The sequence below is a fragment of the Phreatobacter sp. genome (assembly GCF_016793595.1).
Lineage (GTDB): Bacteria > Pseudomonadota > Alphaproteobacteria > Rhizobiales > Phreatobacteraceae > Phreatobacter.
Genome location: NZ_JAEULY010000002.1, coordinates 398,847 through 414,875 on the forward strand (window position 1 = coordinate 398,847; position 16,029 = coordinate 414,875).

Below are 16,029 nucleotides of genomic sequence, written 5' to 3' on the forward strand. Positions count from 1 at the left end.
TGTCGCCGCCGTGACAGCGGCATGCGCCGGGCGCCCGGGTTGTGGACTATTCGGCGAGGCCGAGCCCGATCAGATGATCGGCGCCGGAACGCAGCCCTTCCTTGTTGCGGACCTCAAGGATCAGGCGGGGCTTGCTGGTGATCGGTTCAAGCGCCCGGAACAGCTGCGGCCACTGGATATTGCCCTCGCCGGGATTCCAGTGCCGGTCCGCATAGCCGTCCGAGTCCTGCAGATGGACGTGGTGGAGCATGTCGCCGGCCGCCACCGCGTAATAGTCGACGGGCGGTGCGCCGGTTGAGCAATGTGCATAGTTGGCATGGCCAGTATCGATGGAGACGCGCACGGCGGGGCTGTCGAACGAGCGGGCGAGGGCGACGCGCTCGTGGGGGTCCTTGTCCTCGATGTTCTCGATGACCAGCACGAGACCCATGGTCTCGGCGCGGCGTACGGTGGCGCCGAGCGCGTCATGCATGCGCTCCGTGATCTTCGCCCGCGCGCCGGGATTGTAGTCGAGGTTGTTGTAGTCCCAGGTCGTGTAGGGCGAGTGGATCACCATCTGGGTGGCGCCGACCGCCTCGCAAACGTCGAGCCCCTGCATCATCCGCTTCTGCACGACGGCGCGGATATCGGGGTCCTGGCTCGCGAGGTTGAAGCCCCAGAAGGGGCCGTGGACGCCGAGGCGGCCACGATAGCCGTCGAGTTCCGCCTTGACCGCGTCGGCGATGGAGCGCCAGTCGCCGTTGAGCACCTCGGCCCAGAAGAAGTCCTGCAATTCGAGATCGCGCTGGCGCTCGAAAATCCAGTCGCGATGGAGGCGCAGGCCGTCGAGCGGCAGGGCCGCGCCGAGAAGGGGGAGGGATTTGGCTGATGTCATGGGAAGGTCCGATCGAGGGCCGCGTTGAAGAGCGCGTGCCGTCATCGGACCGTTGCGCGACAGCGCGGTGACATCCGCATCAAGGAATTGTGGCGGTCCGTCGCGGCAGGTAGCGAGCAGCCGCGTGGCCGTTATCGCCTTTCGCCATTGCTGCCGGAATGATCGATCCCGTATATTGGAACACTCGTCACCTATAGGAGAAATTAGGCGGCTATGGATGTCTGGCATGTCGTTGCGGCTCTCGTCAGCGCCGCCCTCCATGCCGGATGGAATGCCGCGCTCAAGGCGCAGGCGCGCCCCGCAGAAGTGATGACCTCCCAGATGCTGATCGGCGCGGCCGTGGCGGCTCCGGTCATGCTCTGGACCGGTCTGCCGGCCCAGTCGTCGTGGGTGTGGCTGGCGGGGTCGACCATCTGCAACATGGTGACGGTGGTGGCCCTGCTCAGGGCCTATGAGCTTGTCGGCTTCGGCATGGCCTATCCGGTGATCCGCGCGCTCGCCGTCCTTCTGGTGGTGCCGGCGGCATCGGCGCTCTCGGGCGAGCAACTGAGCCTCGCGGGTCTCGGGGGTATCGGCCTGATGATCGCGTCGCTGGCTGCTCTGGCCGCCGATCACGCCCGCGGCCCCGCCGTCGGCCGGCAGGCGCTCGGCTGGATCGCGCTCGCCGGCGTCGGAACGGCGGCCTACGTGCTGTGCGACGCCCAGGGCGTCAGGGCGGCTGGCGCGCCGCTCGCCTATGGCGTGCTCGCGGCCATCTGCAATGCCGTCGCCATGACCGCGATGCAGCGCGCCCGGTTCGGCGGGTGGCGGGTGTCGCGCGAGAGCCTCGGCGCCGCTGTCCCGATCGCGCTGGCGTCGATGGCCTCCTACCTTCTGATCCTGTGGGTCTGGACCGGCGCGCCGATCGCGCCGGCGGCGGCGCTCCGCGACACCAGCGCCGTCTTCGCCATCCTGATCGCGGTGATCTGGCTGAAGGAGCCCTTCACGCCGTTCCGGCTGGGGGCGGTGGCGCTGTCGGCCGCCGCCGTGCCGCTGCTGCGCTTCGCCTGAGATTTCAGACGATCCGCACCTTGCGGTCGCCCCAGTATTTGTCGCGCAGCGACTTCTTGTAGAGCTTGCCGGTCGGCAGGCGCGGCAACTGGTCCATGAAATCGATGGAGCGCGGGCACTTCTGGATCGACAGGTTCGCCTTGCAGAAGGCCAGGAGCTCCTCCTCCAGTTCCCGTCCGGTGGTGTAGCCGGGCATGGGCTGGATGACCGCCTTCACCTCCTCGCCGAGATCGTCGTTCGGCACGCCGAAGACGGCGGCATCGGCGACTTTCGGATGGGTGATGAGCAGGTTCTCGGCCTCCTGCGGGTAGATGTTCACGCCGCCCGAGATGATCATGAAGGTGGAGCGGTCGGTGAGGTAGAGGAAGCCATCATCGTCGACATAGCCGACATCGCCGACGGTCGACATGGTGTCGTCCGCGGAGCGCGACTGGGCCGTGCGCTCGGGGTCGTTGAAATAGACGAAGGGATTGGCGGTCTTGAACCAGATTTCGCCCGGCTCGCCCTTTGGCGCTGGCTGCATGTCGGCGTCGAGGATATGCAGGTCGCCCATCAGCACCTTGCCGACCGTGCCGCGATGGCCAAGCCACTGCTCGGAATCGCAGGCGGTGAAGCCCATGGCCTCAGTCGCCCCGTAATATTCATGGATGATCGGCCCCCACCAGGCGATCATCTCCTCCTTGACCTGCGGCGGGCAGGGGGCCGCGGCGTGGACGGCGACCTCCAGCGACGACAGGTCGTAACGCCCGCGCACCTCCAGCGGCAGCTTGAGAAGACGCGAGAACATGGTCGGCACCAGCTGGCTGTGCGTGACCTTGTATTTCTCGACCAGGGCCAGATAGGCCTCGGGGTCGAAATGCTCCATCACGATCACCGTGCCGCCGGCGCGGACCGCAAGACCCACCGCCGCCTGCGGCGCGGAATGGTAGAGCGGGGCCGGGGACAGGTAGGTCATTTCCTCGCGGTAGCGCCAGAGCTGGTGCAGGAACTTGTAGAGCGGCAGCGGCTCTTCCGGCGGATTGTCGGGAAGCGGGCGCAGGATGCCCTTCGGCCGCCCGGTCGTGCCCGATGAATAGAGCATCGGCGTGCCGAGCCATTCGTCGGCGATCGGGGTTGCCGGATAGGGCGCGACCGCCGCGTCGAGGCTGCGCGTCTGGGTGTCCCTGGGGTCGCCATCGACGACGATGCAGAGCTTGACGTTCGGTGCCTGTTTCAGCGCCTGAAGCGCAACCTCGCGCTTGGCGCGCGACGTGATCAGCACCTTGGATTCGCTGTTGTTGAGGATGTAGGCGAGTTCGTCGGCGAGCAGGTAGGAATTGATGCAGGTATAGTAGAGGCCGGACCGCTCGCCCGCCGCGCAGCATTCGATGTAGCGCGGATGGTTCTCCATGAAGATCGCATAGTGATCGAGCCGGTTGAGGCCCTCGGCCCGGAGCAGATGAGCAAGCCTGTTCGCCCGCTCCTCGAGCTCCCGATAGGTGACCGTCTCGCCGGTGCCGGCCATGATGAAGGCGGCCCGGCCGGGATGGTTCTGTGCGGTCTTGCGCGTGTACATGCGAACCTCGATGCGATCGGCCGGAGGCCATGCGCCGTCGCGGGCGAGGCTCGCCCGCGACGGGTGCTGGGTGGCGATCAGGCGCTCTCGTTCGAGAGAACGTTGCCGAACAGCTCGAAGCTCTCGCCTTTCACGCGGGCGAGCTGCACCGACTGGATCGGGAAGAAGTCGGTCGGGCTGGTGTTGACCCTGATGCCGGGCAGCAGCAGCGGTGACTCGTAGTTCTTCAGATTGGCCGCTTCCTTCATGACGTTCTCGCGCGTCAGGTTGTCGCCGGCCTGCTTCAGCGTCTGCAGCAGGGTGTGGGCGACGCAGTAGCCGTAGTTGTGGCCGTCGTCGCGGATGTCGGCGTTCGGCATGTACTTGGCCATGAACTGCTTCCACGCCGTCACGTCGGGAGCGTTCGCCCATTGCGGGTCGCTCGCATCCTTGCGGTAGAGCGCGATGATGATGCCCTGGCTGTTCTCGATGCCGGCCGGCTTCAGCACGGAGGCGAAGGACGACGAGACGTTGTTGAGGTAGTGGATCGGCTTCCAGGCGATCTCCGCCGCCTTCTTGATCGCCTGTGCCGCAAATTTCGGCGTGGTGATGTTGAAGAAGACATCGGCGCCCGAGTTCTTGAGCTGGATCATCTGGCTGTCGACGGTCGGGTCGGTCACTTCGTAGGTCGAAACCTGCACCAGGTTCTTCTGATGCGCAGCGCCGAGCCCTGCCTTGAAGCCGTTGAAATAGTCCTTGCCGTAATCGTCGTTCTGCATGAGCACGGCGATCTTGGCATTGGCGTTGTTCTGGATGATGTGCTTGGCGTAGATCGCCGCTTCCGTCGCGTAGTCGGGCTGCCAGCCGATGGTCCAGGGGAACTGGCGGGGATTGCCCCATTTCGACGCGCCGGTGGCGACGAAAAGCTGCGGCACCTTGCGGGTGTTGAGGTAGCGCTGGATCGCCGTATTGGAGGGGGTGCCGAGCGGGTTGAAGACGACGAGGACCTTGTCCTCCTCGACCAGCTTGCGGACCATTTCGACCGCTTTCGGCGGCGAGTAGCCGTCGTCGTAGGTGATGAAGTTGAGCTTGCGGCCGTTCAGGCCGCCGGCATCGTTGACCATCTTCATGACGGCTTCGGACGTGCGGCCGATGACGCCGTAGGCCGAGGCATTGCCCGAGTAGGGCATGATATTGCCGATCTTGATCTCGCTGTCGCTGGCGCCCTCGTCATAGCGCTTCTGGGCGATGGCGGGAGCGAAGACGGGCGTGACGGCAAAGGCGCCGAGCCCTGCGAGAACTGTTCTGCGCTTGATATGGGTCATGTCGTTTCCTCCGAAGATTTGCGGGTGTTTGAGACCCCGTTTGGTCCAGTGTCTGGCTGCACTGTTGTCGAAAGTCCGGTGGAAGGATCAGCCTCCCTGTCGTGGCCTGATCCTCGCCCAGAGACTGGCGAGGCCGCCGGCAATGCCGCCGGGCATGACGTAGATCAGCACGATGAGCGTGATGCCGTAGAGCGTCCAGGGCTGCAGTTCGAGCGGCAGGTGGATGGCCTGGCTGATCTTCTTGGTCATCGCATCGGCATATTTCTCGATGAATTGGACGAAAATGCCGCCGATGACGGCGCCCGGCAGCGAGGCGACGCCGCCGACCACCGCGCCGACGAGAATGGCGATGGAGAGTTCGAAGCGGAAACTGTCAGGCGAGACGAACTCGAAGATGATGGCGTGCAGCGCGCCGGCCACGCCGACATAGAGCGCGGAAATGCCGAACACCGTCGCCTTGTAGCGGGAGGTGTCGATGCCCATGGTGCCGGCGGCCATGGTGTGGTCGCGGATGGCGGTCATGGCGCGGCCCGGGCGCGAGTTCAGCAGGTTGCGCGCCATCCAGAACATGACGACCGCGACCACCAGAACGGCGAGATACATCCACTGGTCCGACGACAGCGGCAGGCCGAAGGGCGGGTCGGGCTTGATCAGGTTGATGCCCATGACGCCGTTGGTGAACGGCTCCAGATGGCGGTACTTCAGCATCTGCGGCACGGCGATGGCGAGGCCGAAGGTCGCGAGCGCCAGATAGTGCCCTTCGAGGCGCAGGGCGGGCAGGCCGAACAGGTAGCCGATGACGAAGCAGAAGATGGCGGCGATCGGCAGCGTCAGCCAGGCATTGACCGAATACTGGTCGATGAGGATCGCGGCGGTGTAAGCGCCCACGGCAAAGAAGGCGCCGTGGCCGAGCGAGATCTGGCCGTTGAAGCCGGTCAGCAGGTTCAGGCCGAGCACGGCGATCGCATAGACGATCATCAGGCTCATCTGGAGGAAGGTGAAGTTGCTGATCCAGCCGGACTTGCCGACAAGGAAGGGCAGGGCTGCCGCCAGCACCAGCAGGCCGATCATGGCGTAGCTGCCGAGGCTGCGGCGGGGATCATCGGTCATCGGGCCGGCCGAGGTGATCGCGGTCATGGCTCACACCCTCTTCACGGTCGTCCTGCCGAACAGCCCGGCGGGCCTCAGCGTCAGGATGGTGATGACAATGATGAGCGCGACCGTCAGCTTCTCGCCATTGCCGACGATGTAGATGCCGAAGGCCTTCTCGGTGAGATTGCCGAAATAGGCGACGAGGTTCTCGAGGACTCCGACGAGGAAGCCGCCGAACACCGCGCCGCCGGGGCTCGAAATGCCGCCGACCAGAGCGCCGGCAAAGCCATAGAGCAGGATGGACGCCATCATGTTCGGCTCGAGATAGACGACGGGCGCGACCATCGCGCCCGCGACCGCGCCGATCGAGGCGGCAAGCCCCCAGCCCAGCGCCAGCATCCAGTCGACCCTGATGCCGACGAGGCGCGCCGAGACGGGGTTCTGCGCGGCGGCGCGCATGGCGAGGCCGAGCGGCGTGAAGCGGAAGAAGGCGAACAGCGCGAAGAGCATGATCAGCGAGACGGCGATCATGCCGATCTGGTGAGGGCCGATATAGCCGGAGCCGGCGAAGGAGACGTTCGGGAAGGGCGAGGGGAAGGTCTTGATCGTGTGGCTCCAGATGCTGCCCGCCAGCGAATGGAAGATGGCGAGAAGCCCGATGAAGACGACGACGATGGACAGGATCGGCGAACCGTGAAGCGGCCGGAGGATGATCCTCTCGATGCTGAGGCCGAGGACGAAGGAGAAGACGATGGTCAGGCCGAGCGCCGGCCAGAACGGCACGCCGAGCTGGATGAGCTGCCAGCAGACATAGGTCGAGAACATCGCCATCTCGCCCTGGGCGAAGTTGAGATGGTCGGTGGCCGTGAAGATCATCACCAGAGCGAGGGCGAGCAGCGCATAGATGGCCCCGGAGGCGAGGCCCGATGCGATCTGCTGGATGAGTTGTTCCATGCCAGTTCCTTTTCGACCGTTCTCTCGCGGCCGGTTGGTCCGGCCGTCGCTGCTTGTGCGGCTGGTCCGTCAGTAGCCCAGATAGGACTTGCGGATGCCCTCGTCGTTCCGGATATCGGCGGCCGGCCCCGCCATCACGACATTGCCGGTCTCCAGCACGTAGGCATTGTCGGCGAGATCGAGGGCGAGCGCGGCGTTCTGCTCGACCAGCAGCATCGACACGCCTTCTTCCTCGTTGATCCGGCGCATGATGTGGAAGATCTCCTGCACGATCAGCGGGGCGAGCCCGAACGAGGGCTCGTCCAGCAGCATGAGGCGCGGGCCCAGCATCAGCGCGCGGGCGATGGCGAGCATTTGCTGCTCGCCGCCCGACAGCGTTCCCGCCTGCTGGTGGATGCGTTCCTTGAGGCGCGGGAAATAGCTGAAGACCAGTTCGAGGTCGCGCGGAACATGCGTCTTGTCGCGCCGTCCGTAGGAGGCGATCTTGAGATTTTCCTCGACCGACAGGCCGACGAAGGTGCCGCGCCCCTCTGGCACGTGGGCCACGCCGAGGCGGACGATGTCCTCGGTCGCCATGGTTTCGATGGGCTGTCCGTCGAAGCGGATCGCGCCCTCGCGCCGGACCATGCCGCATATGGCGCGCAGCGTCGTCGTCTTGCCGGCGCCGTTGGCGCCGAGCAGCGTGGTGATGCCGCCCTTGCCCAGCGAGAAGCCGAGGCCGTGCAGGGCCTGCGTCGCGCCGTAATAGGCCTTGAGGCCGCTGATCTCGAGCAGTGCCGTCATGGGTCAGGCCCCCGTTCCGAGATAGGCGCGGATGACTTCGGGGTCGCGCTGCACCTCGGCCGGCGTGCCGTCGGCGATCTTCTTGCCGAAATCGATGGCGACCACCTTGTCCGACACCGACATGACCAGGCTCATATGATGCTCGACCAGCAGGGTCGTGACCTTCTGCACGTCACGCACGCGCCGAATCTGTTCCTTGAGGACCTCGATCTCGTCGTGGTTGAGGCCGGCCGCGGGTTCGTCGAGCAGCAGCAGCTTCGGCCGCGCCGCGAGCGCCCGGGCGAGTTCCACGCGCTTGCGGATCGGGAAGGGCAGAGGGCCCGCCGGCATGTTGGCGAAGGGCTCGATGTCCATGAAGGCGATGAGTTCGCGCGCCCGGTCGGTGATCGCCTTCTCCTCCGCGCCGACGCCGTTCAGCCGGAGAATGCTGGCGAGGAAGCCGGCGCTTGTCTGGCTGTGGCAGCCGACCTTGACGTTGTCGAGCACGGACATGTGGTCGAACAGCGCGACGTTCTGGAACGTCCGGCCCATGCCGATCGCCGCGATGGCGTGACGGGGGGCGTTCATGATCGAGCGCCCCTCGAACAGGATGTCGCCCTCGTTGGGGATGTAGAGGCGGCTGAGGCAATTGAAGAGCGTGGTCTTGCCGGCGCCGTTTGGGCCGATCAGACCGACCACGTCGCCGCGCGTCACATCGAAGGAAATGCCATTCAGCGCAATGATGCCGCCGAACCGGACGCAGATATTCTTGACTGCGAGTAACGGGCCGGAACCGGATTCCGGATATGCCTCCGCCGTGCCAACGGACGTCATCGGCAGTCTTCTCCCTGGAAGGCCGTTCGCTTGTTGCGTCGCCTCTTGCGGGCGCGGCCATTGTCGTTGGCGCCAGTGTGAGCAGATTACGTGCGGTGTCGCAATGCCGCCTGGGCGCGAATTATCCGTTGTTTTGCCGCGACCTGTCCGCAAGGCCGGGAAAACTGGCCGAAGGCAAAGTTCAAAATTCGTGAAATATCATTCCACTAGCCGAAATCGGTTTCGGCCAGTCGGAGACCGGTCTCCGACGTTCGGGGGAGGCCGGTTTGTTTCCCGATGAGGGGTGTGATCGCCGCCCTGGCGCGTTCGCCAATGCGGCGGGAGGACCCTAGCGCTCGTTCCAGTGGACCATGGGGAGGCCCGGGACGGGGGAGCGGAAGAAGGGGATGCGGGTGCCGCGGAGCGAGCCGATATAGACGGTCCTGAGGTCCTCTCCCCCGAAGGTGACGGAGGCGAACCACGGAGCGATGCGCCCACCTGCGGCCAGCATGACCTCCGCCGATGCGCCGCCGGCGCGGAACTCCCGCATCAGCGCGCGGCTGGTCCAGGGATCGTGGTCGTCGAGGATGATGCGCAACTCGCCTTCGGGCGTGATCGCGAAGATGCGGTCCATCATCACGTGGGTGCCCCAGAGGTTGCCGTGGGCGTCGAAGGCGATGCCGTCGATCGGCGCGCCGTGGTCCTCGGGGCCGAAGGTCTGGCGGTCCGAGAGGCTGCCGTCAGGGGCGGCGCGGAAGCGGGTGATCTTCGGCCCGCAGGTCTCGACCACGTAGAGCCATTCCTCGTTGGCGTCGAAGCGGATCTCGTTGGTGAAGGCGATGTCGTCGGCGACGACGCGCAGCCTGCCATTCTCGTAGAGGGCGATGTAACCGTCGACGATGTTCGGCGAGATCGCCTCCATCCAGTTGACGATGCGGGTGGAGATGGTCAGCCAGAGGCGGTCGCGGCTGTCGCGCAGGACGAAGTTGACCTTGCCGATCGGCTTGCCGTCGAGCGTGTCGGCCAGCACCGTCGTCCGGCCGGTCCCGCGTTTCATCAGCTCCAGCCGGTCGGTGCCGAAATTGGAGATGACGATGTCGCCGTTGCGGTCGAAGGCGAGGCCGTTCGGCAGCGTCCCGACGGTGAAGCGCGTCGCGTCGTCCTTGGCGCCGGCGAAGGCGCCGGGATCGTTCTGGGTGATCAGTTCCTGGCTGCCGTCCGGCCTGATGTGGACGACGCCGCCGCGCGCGTCGGCCGCCCAGAGCGAGCCGTCGCGCTCGGCCAGGATACATTCGGGTCGTTGCAGCCCCTCGCCGATGTAGCCGATCTGGGTACGGTCGACGACGAAGCCGTCAAGGGGATTGGCGGGCATGTTTCCTCGTGAGCGGTCGGGCGCTCTTCCGGCGCTTCGCGGTATCGGTCGGAATGAAGGTCGGGCGTCGCGCGGGGGCGCCGGACCCGGCGGCGAAACGCTTCGCCGCGTTCGTGCCCTGCCTCAGTCCTCGAAGATCGCCACGGCCCGGCAGAAGCCAGCGGAGGCCTTGTGGATCTTGTAGGGGAAGCACGAGATCATGAAGCCGGTCGCGGGCAGCTGGTCGAGATTGGTCAGCTTCTCGATATGGCCGTAGGCGCGCACCATGCCGGCGCGGTGGCCTTCCCAGATGAGGCCGGCATCGCCGGTTTCGGCGAACTTCTTCGCGGTGTGGATGAAGGGCGCGTCCCAGCTCCAGGCGTCGGTGCCGGTGATCCTGACGCCGCGCTCGGTGAGCCAGAGCGTCGCCTCGCGGCCCATGCCGCAACCGCGTCCGACATAGTCGGGATGCCCGTAGCGCGCGCCTGCCGCCGTGTTGACCACGACGATGTCGAGCGGCTGGAGCGCGACGCCGGTCCGCTTCAGCTCGGCTTCGACATCAGCGGCCGTCGCGACATAGCCGTCCGGCAGGTGGCGGAAATCGAGCTTCACGCCGCGCTGGAAGCACCAGTCGAGCGGCATCTCGTCGATCGTCCAGGCCGGCTTGCCGTCATCGGTGGTCGAGTGGAAGTGGTAGGGCGCGTCGAGGTGGGTGCCGTTATGGGTGGAGATGTTCAGCTGCTCCACCGCCCAGCCGTCGCCGCCCGGCAACTGGTCCCGCGTCAGCCCGGGGAAGAACTGCAGGATATTGTCCACCGAGGCCTTGTGGTCGACATAGGTGATCGAGGGCAGGGCGCCCGGCGGGTCGGAGGCGATATCGGCTCTCAGCGACACGGACAGGTCGACGATCCGGCGTGGCATGGGGCTTCCTCCTTCAATGCGAGTTTTGCCAGGCCAGCGCCCGGATTTCGACGGCGCGCAGCGCCAGGTTCGAGACGAGGCCGATGGCGCCGAGCAGCGCGATGCCGGCGAACAGTTCCGACGACTGGAAGGCGCGCGCGGCGAGCAGGATCGCGGTGCCGAGGCCGGCCTGCGAGGCCAGCATCTCGCAGATGATCGCGAGGATCAGCGCTACCGTCATCGACAGGCGCATGCCGGCGAGGATGTCGGGCATGGCGTTGGGCAGGCCGATCTTCCAGGCGAAGGCCGGACCCGACATCTGCAGGCAGCGCGCCACCTCCTTCAGCCGGGGCTCCACGGCGGCGAAGCCGTGGATCGTGCCGAGCAGGGTCGGCCAGAGCGAGCCGAAGGCGACCACCGTCAGCGCCATGCCCGGCGACAGGCCCATCAGCGCGATGGCGACGGGAATGATCGCCGAGGCGGGCAGGGGCCGAAGGAATTCCAGCGTCGGCTGGAGATAGTCGCGGGCGGTCTTCGACAGGCCGATGGCGGCGCCGAGGATGACGCCGATGAGGCTGGCGAGCAGCCAACCCTGCAGCATGCGGCCGACCGTGCCGATGGTCTGCGGCAGGAGATCGCCGCGCGAGAAGCCGCGCACGAGCGCCGCCCAGGCGTCGAACGGGTTCGGCACGAAGGCGCGGGACACAGCGCCGGTGACGGAGGCCAGCCACCACAGGAACAGGATGGCGAAGACGACGGCGATGGAGCCGATGAAGACGAAGGGGTTGCGCAAGGTCACGGCTTGCCTCCCGCGACCGGCTGGTGCCGGAACAGCCGCCCCTGGAGGACGTTCAGCCCGGCATTGACGCCCCAGCCGATCAGGCCGATCCAGATCAGCGCACCGAGCATGAGTTCAGGCCGTAACGACTGCTGGGCGATCATCAGCATGTAGCCGAGCCCTTGCGGATTGGCGGCGATCTCCACGGTCACCGCTACCACCAGCGCGAAGCCGGCGGCGAGCCGGAGCGCCACGAAGATTCGCGGCATGGCGGCCGGCAGCACGATCTTGAACAGGCGCTGCGTCGAGGACAGGCCGATGACGCGTGAGACCTCCATCAGCCGCGGCTCGATCTGCGAGGCCGCTGCCTGCGCGAGGATGAGGCAGGGCCAGAAGGTGGCGAAGGCGACGATCGACATCTCGAAGCCGTAGCCGAAGCCGAAGACCAGCATGGCCAGCGGGATCAGCGCCACGGACGGGATCGGGCGGAACAGTTCGACCGAGGGCGTCGACAGCGCGATGGCCGTTTTCGACAGGCCGATGAGGAAGCCGAGGACGAGACCGGCGCTGGCGCCGATGGCGAGCCCGCCGAGGGCGGCGGTGAGCGTCTGGCGCGTCGCGGTGACCAGCGTGCCGTCGCCGAGCGCCTCGACGATGGCGGCAAAGGCTGCGGAGGGAGGCGCGAGGCTTTCCGATCCCGCGCCGGGACCGCGGAACCACCACTCGGCGGCGACCAGCAGGAGAAGCGGCAGCGCCGCTGCCTTGGCGAAGCGCATCAGTGCGTCTCGTGCATCATGTCGAACAGGTCGCGGCGCATCGCGAGGAAGTCGGGATGCTCGCGCGTGGTGAGCTGGTTGCGCGGGCGCGCCAGCGGCACGTCGACGATCCGCGCGAGCCGGCCCGGATTGGGCAGGAGAGCGACCACCCGGTCACCGAGATAGAGCGCTTCCTCGAGGTCGTGGGTGACGAAGAAAACGGTGGTGTTCCGCTCGGCGGCGAGCGCCAGAACCTCGTCCTGCAATTGCTGGCGGGTCATCGCGTCGAGCGCGCCGAAGGGCTCGTCCATCAGCAGGATTTCGGGGTCCTGCGCGAGGCAGCGGGCGATCTGGAGCCGCTGCTGCATGCCGCCCGAAAGCTGGCCCGGAAACTTGTGGGCGTGGTCCTTGAGGCCGACCTTGGCGAGCAGCGTCTCGATCAGCGGGCGCTGCTCGGCCCGGGGCATGCCGGCCGCCTCGAGGGCCAGTGCGACGTTGCCCGCCGCATCGCGCCACGGCAGCAGGGCGCGCCCGTAGTCCTGGAAGACCACGGACACCTTGCGGCTTGGCCCCTGCACGGGCTTGCCGAACAGCGAGAGCTTGCCCGCGCTCGCCTGCACGAGCCCCGCGACGACACGCAGCAAGGTGGTCTTGCCGCAGCCCGACGGGCCCATCACGCAGATGAACTCGCCCGGCTTCACGTCCAGCGTGATGTCGGTGAGGATCGTCTTGCCGCCGAGATCGACGCGGATGGCATCGAACGCGATGGCGGGTTCAGGCGGTCGGGCAAGCATCTCGCTCTCTCTCACGGCAGGACGACGTTGGCCGCGACGGGATTGCCGCGCAGCATGTCCTGCTCCTTCATGATGGTGATCCAGTAGTTCACCTCGGCCACCGTGATCGTCGGCTTCTGGAACGAGATGATCGCGTTGGCGAGCACGGCCGGCGGCAGCGGGATGTACTTGCCGATGATCTGGCGCACCTTGGCGTCGTTCGCCTTGTCGTTGACGAAGGCATTGCCCTCGGCGAGGCCCTCGCGGAACGCCTTCAGCGGTCCGGGATTGGCGGTCGCCCAGGCGCGGGTCGTCGAATAGAGGATGGCGGGCAGGCCGGCCGGCAGCTCGTTGTGGAAGTAGGACACCACGCGGCCGACATTGGTCTGAACGATGCGCTCCATGATCGGCGAGCCGGTGACGAGGCCGTCGACCGAGCCGCCGCGCAGGATGTCCGCCATCTGCGGGAACGGCGTTTCGACGAAGGTGACCTTCTTCCAGTCGGCACCCTTCTCGGTCATCCACTTGCGGAAGAGCACGTGCAGGAAGGCGTTCATGCCGGGCACGCCGATGCGCTTGCCCTCGGCGGTCTTGGCGTCGGTGATGCCTGCGCCGGTCTTCTCCACGAAGCCGTAATTGGCGACGTCCTTGTGGGTGAAGGAACCGCCGGCGACCGCCACGAGATCGAGGCCGCCGTCATTGGCCTGCAGCATGACCGATGGCGTCGGGCCGCCGACCTGCACGGAGCCGGCCTGCATGGCGGCGGGGATGTTGGAGTTCAGCGCGATCAGCTGGAGCGTCGCGTCGATGCCGCGCTTGGCGAAATAGCCTTCTTCCTTGGCGACGAAGGCCGAGGTGAAGTCGGAGACCGCCGTATAGCCGATGGTGATCTTGGTCGGTGCCTGGGCGAGGGCCGGGGCGGCGATCAGGGTCGAGCCGGCCGCAATGCCGGCGGCGAAGCCGCGGCGAGTGAGTTCAGTCATGGACGTCGTCCTCTCGTGTGAATGATGTCTGTGCCCGGATCTTCGCGTCCGGCTCTCTGGATGGTTCAGGCTCGGCCCGGCTGTGTCTCCGGGTCGGACCTTGCGGCAAGCCCCCGCATGCCGGCCGCCGCGAAGGCGACCGCGCGCGAAAGCATGATCTCGGTATTGCCGCCGGTGGTCTCGCCGTCCGACAGGCGGTCGGCGCGGCCGGTCGGCGACATCTGGGTCAGCGCCGCGCCGATGATGAACAGATAGCCCCAGGTGGCATTGGCCTGGGTCAGTTCCGGCAGGGCGAGGCGCAGCGCCGCGATGTAGCGCTTGGCCATGGCGTCATAGCTCGCGGAGATCAGGCCCTTCTGCCAGTCGAGGTTCGAAGCGCCCATGACGAGGATGAGGCTGGCGAAGGTCGAGCCGCCGCGCGCGGGGTCGTGGCCGGCCTCGATGGTCGGGCGCAGCAGGGAATCGACAATCTCCTCGAGCGTCGGCGTGCCGCGCGCGATCATGGCGTCGAGCCGGGCGAGGCGGATGCGGTTGATCGCGCCCGAGCGGCGCGAGAACATGGCCTCGAACAGGCCTTCCTTGGTCTTGAAATGGTAATGGAGCAGCGCCTGCGCGACGCCCGCCTCCTGCGCGATCTCGCGCATGCTCGTGCCGTCGAAGCCGAACTTGGCGAACAGGCGCTCCGCCGCGTCGAGGATCTCTTCCTTCGACGTCGCTTTGGCGCGGGCAGTGGCGAGGTTGGTCGGCATCCGGTCCCGTTGTCTGACTGTTCGATCAGTCAAGATGATGTGCCCAGGCGAGTCAACGGCGGGATGCGGCCTGTCGCAGGAGCGGTCTCTCTATCGTTCGGCCGAGGTCGAGGCTGTTGGCGCTGTGTCGGCTGTTGGCTCTCACCTTCAGGTTGCACGCGTTTCGGCCGCCTTCTTCGCGGAGGCGGAGCGCCGGGCAGCGCGCCGCGCCGCTGCCTGTCCGTGTAGGCCGATTTGTCGCCGCGCGGCATATGCGCCTCCTGTCAGGGTGTTCAACGGGTAACCGTTCCGGCAGGGTCTGGGTTCCTCGGGAGCCTCATGCATGTCCGGCGAGCACCACGATCCCGCCATCGCGCTCAAGACCGTCAGGGCCAACGGCATCACCATCCGCTACGCCGAGGTCGGGGAGGGGCCACTGGTCCTGTTCACCCATGGCTGGCCGGAAGGCTGGGCCTCATGGCGACATCAGTTGATCGCGCTGGCTGCCGCCGGCTACCGGGCCGTCGCGCCGGACATGCGCGGCTATGGCGGCACCGACGCGCCGGCCGAGATCGAGCGCTATTCGATCCTCGATCTCGTCGCCGATCAGGTCGAGCTTGTGAAGGCGCTCGGCGCGGAGACGGCTGTCATCGCCGGTCACGACTGGGGTGCGCCCGTCGCCTGGCATTGCGCGCTGCTGCGGCCCGACATCTTCCCGGCCGTCGTCGGCATGAGCGTGCCGTGGACCCCGCCGGGCTATACCGACATGCTGACCTCGCTCGAAAAGCTCGGCATCCGCGACTTCTACATCCAGTATTTTCAGGCGCCGGGCGTCGCCGACGCCGAACTCGACCGCGATCCACGCGAGAGTCTGCACCGAATCTATCAGGACGGGTTCGGCCACCGGACCGATCGCCGCAAGTCGATGATCCGGATGAAGAGTGGCGGCGGCATCCTCGACAATACCGATCCGCCGGGCGTGTTGCCGGCGTGGCTCCCCGAGGACCACATGGCCTACATGGCCGAGCAGTTCCGGCAATCCGGTTTTCGCGGGGGGCTCAACTGGTATCGCTGCCTGCGGCGCAACGCTGCGCTGATGGCGCCCTGGCGAGGCCAGCCGATTTGGCAGCCCTCGCTGTTCATCGCGGGGGCGAATGACGGGGTGATGCATTTCCCCGCGTCGAAGGCGCAGATCGAGGCTTTCCCGAGGACGCTGCCGGGCTGCCGGGGCGCCCATATCCTTGACGGAGCCGGACACTGGATCCAGCAGGAGCGGGCGGAGGAGGTCCGCGACCTGCTCGTTGCGTTCCTCGCGGAACTCCGCTGAGGCAGAGGCCGCGCGGCCGGGGCCGCGCGT

16 protein-coding genes are annotated in these 16,029 nt (G+C 66.7%); 2 read left to right on the forward strand and 14 right to left on the reverse strand.

Annotated elements, in window-relative coordinates:
• Window positions 1-46 precede the first annotated feature (46 nt).
• Window positions 47-874 (reverse strand): sugar phosphate isomerase/epimerase family protein, encoded by an 828-nt coding sequence (locus tag JNK84_RS02605; RefSeq protein WP_293420212.1) that lies wholly within the window; start codon window positions 872-874, stop codon window positions 47-49.
• 213 nt (window positions 875-1,087) lie between these two features.
• Here JNK84_RS02605 and JNK84_RS02610 point away from each other — a divergent pair, with 213 nt between their 5' ends.
• A complete protein-coding gene (locus JNK84_RS02610; RefSeq protein ID WP_293420214.1) occupies window positions 1,088-1,924 on the forward strand; it encodes a hypothetical protein in 837 nt (278 codons plus the stop codon).
• Between the two features lie 4 nt (window positions 1,925-1,928).
• Here JNK84_RS02610 and JNK84_RS02615 read toward each other — a convergent pair whose 3' ends face one another.
• From JNK84_RS02615 to JNK84_RS02675, 13 genes are all read right to left on the reverse strand, one after another.
• Window positions 1,929-3,479: an AMP-binding protein gene (locus JNK84_RS02615; protein WP_293420216.1), complete on the reverse strand. Its 1,551-nt coding sequence runs from the start codon at window positions 3,477-3,479 to the stop codon at window positions 1,929-1,931.
• Window positions 3,480-3,556: 77 nt separating this feature from the next.
• Entirely contained in the window at window positions 3,557-4,783 is a 1,227-nt protein-coding gene (locus JNK84_RS02620) for an ABC transporter substrate-binding protein (protein WP_293420218.1), read from the reverse strand.
• A gap of 87 nt (window positions 4,784-4,870) precedes the next feature.
• Window positions 4,871-5,920, reverse strand: coding sequence for a branched-chain amino acid ABC transporter permease (locus JNK84_RS02625; protein WP_293420220.1), 1,050 nt, complete (start codon window positions 5,918-5,920; stop codon window positions 4,871-4,873).
• Window positions 5,921-5,923: 3 nt separating this feature from the next.
• A complete protein-coding gene (locus JNK84_RS02630; protein ID WP_293420222.1) occupies window positions 5,924-6,829 on the reverse strand; it encodes a branched-chain amino acid ABC transporter permease in 906 nt (301 codons plus the stop codon).
• Between the two features lie 69 nt (window positions 6,830-6,898).
• Window positions 6,899-7,612, reverse strand: a complete 714-nt coding sequence (locus JNK84_RS02635; protein ID WP_293420224.1) for an ABC transporter ATP-binding protein — start codon at window positions 7,610-7,612, stop codon at window positions 6,899-6,901.
• 3 nt (window positions 7,613-7,615) lie between these two features.
• On the reverse strand, window positions 7,616-8,425 hold the full coding sequence (locus JNK84_RS02640) for an ABC transporter ATP-binding protein (protein ID WP_293420226.1): 810 nt from the start codon (window positions 8,423-8,425) through the stop codon (window positions 7,616-7,618).
• Between the two features lie 328 nt (window positions 8,426-8,753).
• Complete coding sequence (locus JNK84_RS02645; protein ID WP_293420228.1) at window positions 8,754-9,776, reverse strand: SMP-30/gluconolactonase/LRE family protein; 1,023 nt, start codon at window positions 9,774-9,776, stop codon at window positions 8,754-8,756.
• 123 nt (window positions 9,777-9,899) lie between these two features.
• Window positions 9,900-10,676, reverse strand: coding sequence for a cyclase family protein (locus tag JNK84_RS02650; RefSeq protein ID WP_293420230.1), 777 nt, complete (start codon window positions 10,674-10,676; stop codon window positions 9,900-9,902).
• A 13-nt stretch (window positions 10,677-10,689) separates the two neighbouring features.
• Window positions 10,690-11,454, reverse strand: a complete 765-nt coding sequence (locus tag JNK84_RS02655) for an ABC transporter permease (protein ID WP_293420232.1) — start codon at window positions 11,452-11,454, stop codon at window positions 10,690-10,692.
• Window positions 11,451-12,209: an ABC transporter permease gene (locus JNK84_RS02660; protein ID WP_293420234.1), complete on the reverse strand. Its 759-nt coding sequence runs from the start codon at window positions 12,207-12,209 to the stop codon at window positions 11,451-11,453. The genes JNK84_RS02655 and JNK84_RS02660 overlap by 4 nt, the downstream gene beginning before the upstream one ends.
• Entirely contained in the window at window positions 12,209-12,982 is a 774-nt protein-coding gene (locus JNK84_RS02665) for an ABC transporter ATP-binding protein (protein WP_293420236.1), read from the reverse strand. Before JNK84_RS02665 ends, JNK84_RS02660 begins: the two co-directional genes overlap by 1 nt.
• 11 nt (window positions 12,983-12,993) lie before the next feature.
• Window positions 12,994-13,944, reverse strand: a complete 951-nt coding sequence (locus JNK84_RS02670) for an ABC transporter substrate-binding protein (protein WP_293420238.1) — start codon at window positions 13,942-13,944, stop codon at window positions 12,994-12,996.
• A 65-nt stretch (window positions 13,945-14,009) separates the two neighbouring features.
• A complete protein-coding gene (locus JNK84_RS02675) occupies window positions 14,010-14,693 on the reverse strand; it encodes a TetR/AcrR family transcriptional regulator (protein ID WP_293420240.1) in 684 nt (227 codons plus the stop codon).
• Window positions 14,694-15,015: 322 nt separating this feature from the next.
• Between JNK84_RS02675 and JNK84_RS02680 the strand changes: the two genes are divergently transcribed.
• Window positions 15,016-15,999 carry an alpha/beta fold hydrolase gene (locus tag JNK84_RS02680; protein ID WP_293420242.1) on the forward strand — a complete coding sequence of 328 codons (984 nt, stop codon included), beginning with the start codon at window positions 15,016-15,018 and terminating at the stop codon, window positions 15,997-15,999.
• Window positions 16,000-16,029 lie beyond the last annotated feature (30 nt).

Excerpts from the sequence above, each read along its gene's own strand:
- JNK84_RS02640 (WP_293420226.1), bottom strand. The coding sequence starts at position 8,425 with ATGACGTCCGTTGGCACGGCGGAGGCATATCCGGAATCCGGTTCCGGC.
- JNK84_RS02675 (WP_293420240.1), bottom strand. The coding sequence starts at position 14,693 with ATGCCGACCAACCTCGCCACTGCCCGCGCCAAAGCGACGTCGAAGGAA.
- JNK84_RS02665 (WP_293420236.1), bottom strand. The coding sequence starts at position 12,982 with ATGCTTGCCCGACCGCCTGAACCCGCCATCGCGTTCGATGCCATCCGC.
- JNK84_RS02670 (WP_293420238.1), bottom strand. The coding sequence starts at position 13,944 with ATGACTGAACTCACTCGCCGCGGCTTCGCCGCCGGCATTGCGGCCGGC.
- JNK84_RS02635 (WP_293420224.1), bottom strand. The coding sequence starts at position 7,612 with ATGACGGCACTGCTCGAGATCAGCGGCCTCAAGGCCTATTACGGCGCG.
- JNK84_RS02615 (WP_293420216.1), bottom strand. The coding sequence starts at position 3,479 with ATGTACACGCGCAAGACCGCACAGAACCATCCCGGCCGGGCCGCCTTC.
- JNK84_RS02660 (WP_293420234.1), bottom strand. The coding sequence starts at position 12,209 with ATGCGCTTCGCCAAGGCAGCGGCGCTGCCGCTTCTCCTGCTGGTCGCC.
- JNK84_RS02605 (WP_293420212.1), bottom strand. The coding sequence starts at position 874 with ATGACATCAGCCAAATCCCTCCCCCTTCTCGGCGCGGCCCTGCCGCTC.
- JNK84_RS02620 (WP_293420218.1), bottom strand. The coding sequence starts at position 4,783 with ATGACCCATATCAAGCGCAGAACAGTTCTCGCAGGGCTCGGCGCCTTT.
- JNK84_RS02610 (WP_293420214.1), top strand. The coding sequence starts at position 1,088 with ATGGATGTCTGGCATGTCGTTGCGGCTCTCGTCAGCGCCGCCCTCCAT.
- JNK84_RS02625 (WP_293420220.1), bottom strand. The coding sequence starts at position 5,920 with ATGACCGCGATCACCTCGGCCGGCCCGATGACCGATGATCCCCGCCGC.
- JNK84_RS02650 (WP_293420230.1), bottom strand. The coding sequence starts at position 10,676 with ATGCCACGCCGGATCGTCGACCTGTCCGTGTCGCTGAGAGCCGATATC.
- JNK84_RS02680 (WP_293420242.1), top strand. The coding sequence starts at position 15,016 with ATGTCCGGCGAGCACCACGATCCCGCCATCGCGCTCAAGACCGTCAGG.
- JNK84_RS02630 (WP_293420222.1), bottom strand. The coding sequence starts at position 6,829 with ATGGAACAACTCATCCAGCAGATCGCATCGGGCCTCGCCTCCGGGGCC.
- JNK84_RS02645 (WP_293420228.1), bottom strand. The coding sequence starts at position 9,776 with ATGCCCGCCAATCCCCTTGACGGCTTCGTCGTCGACCGTACCCAGATC.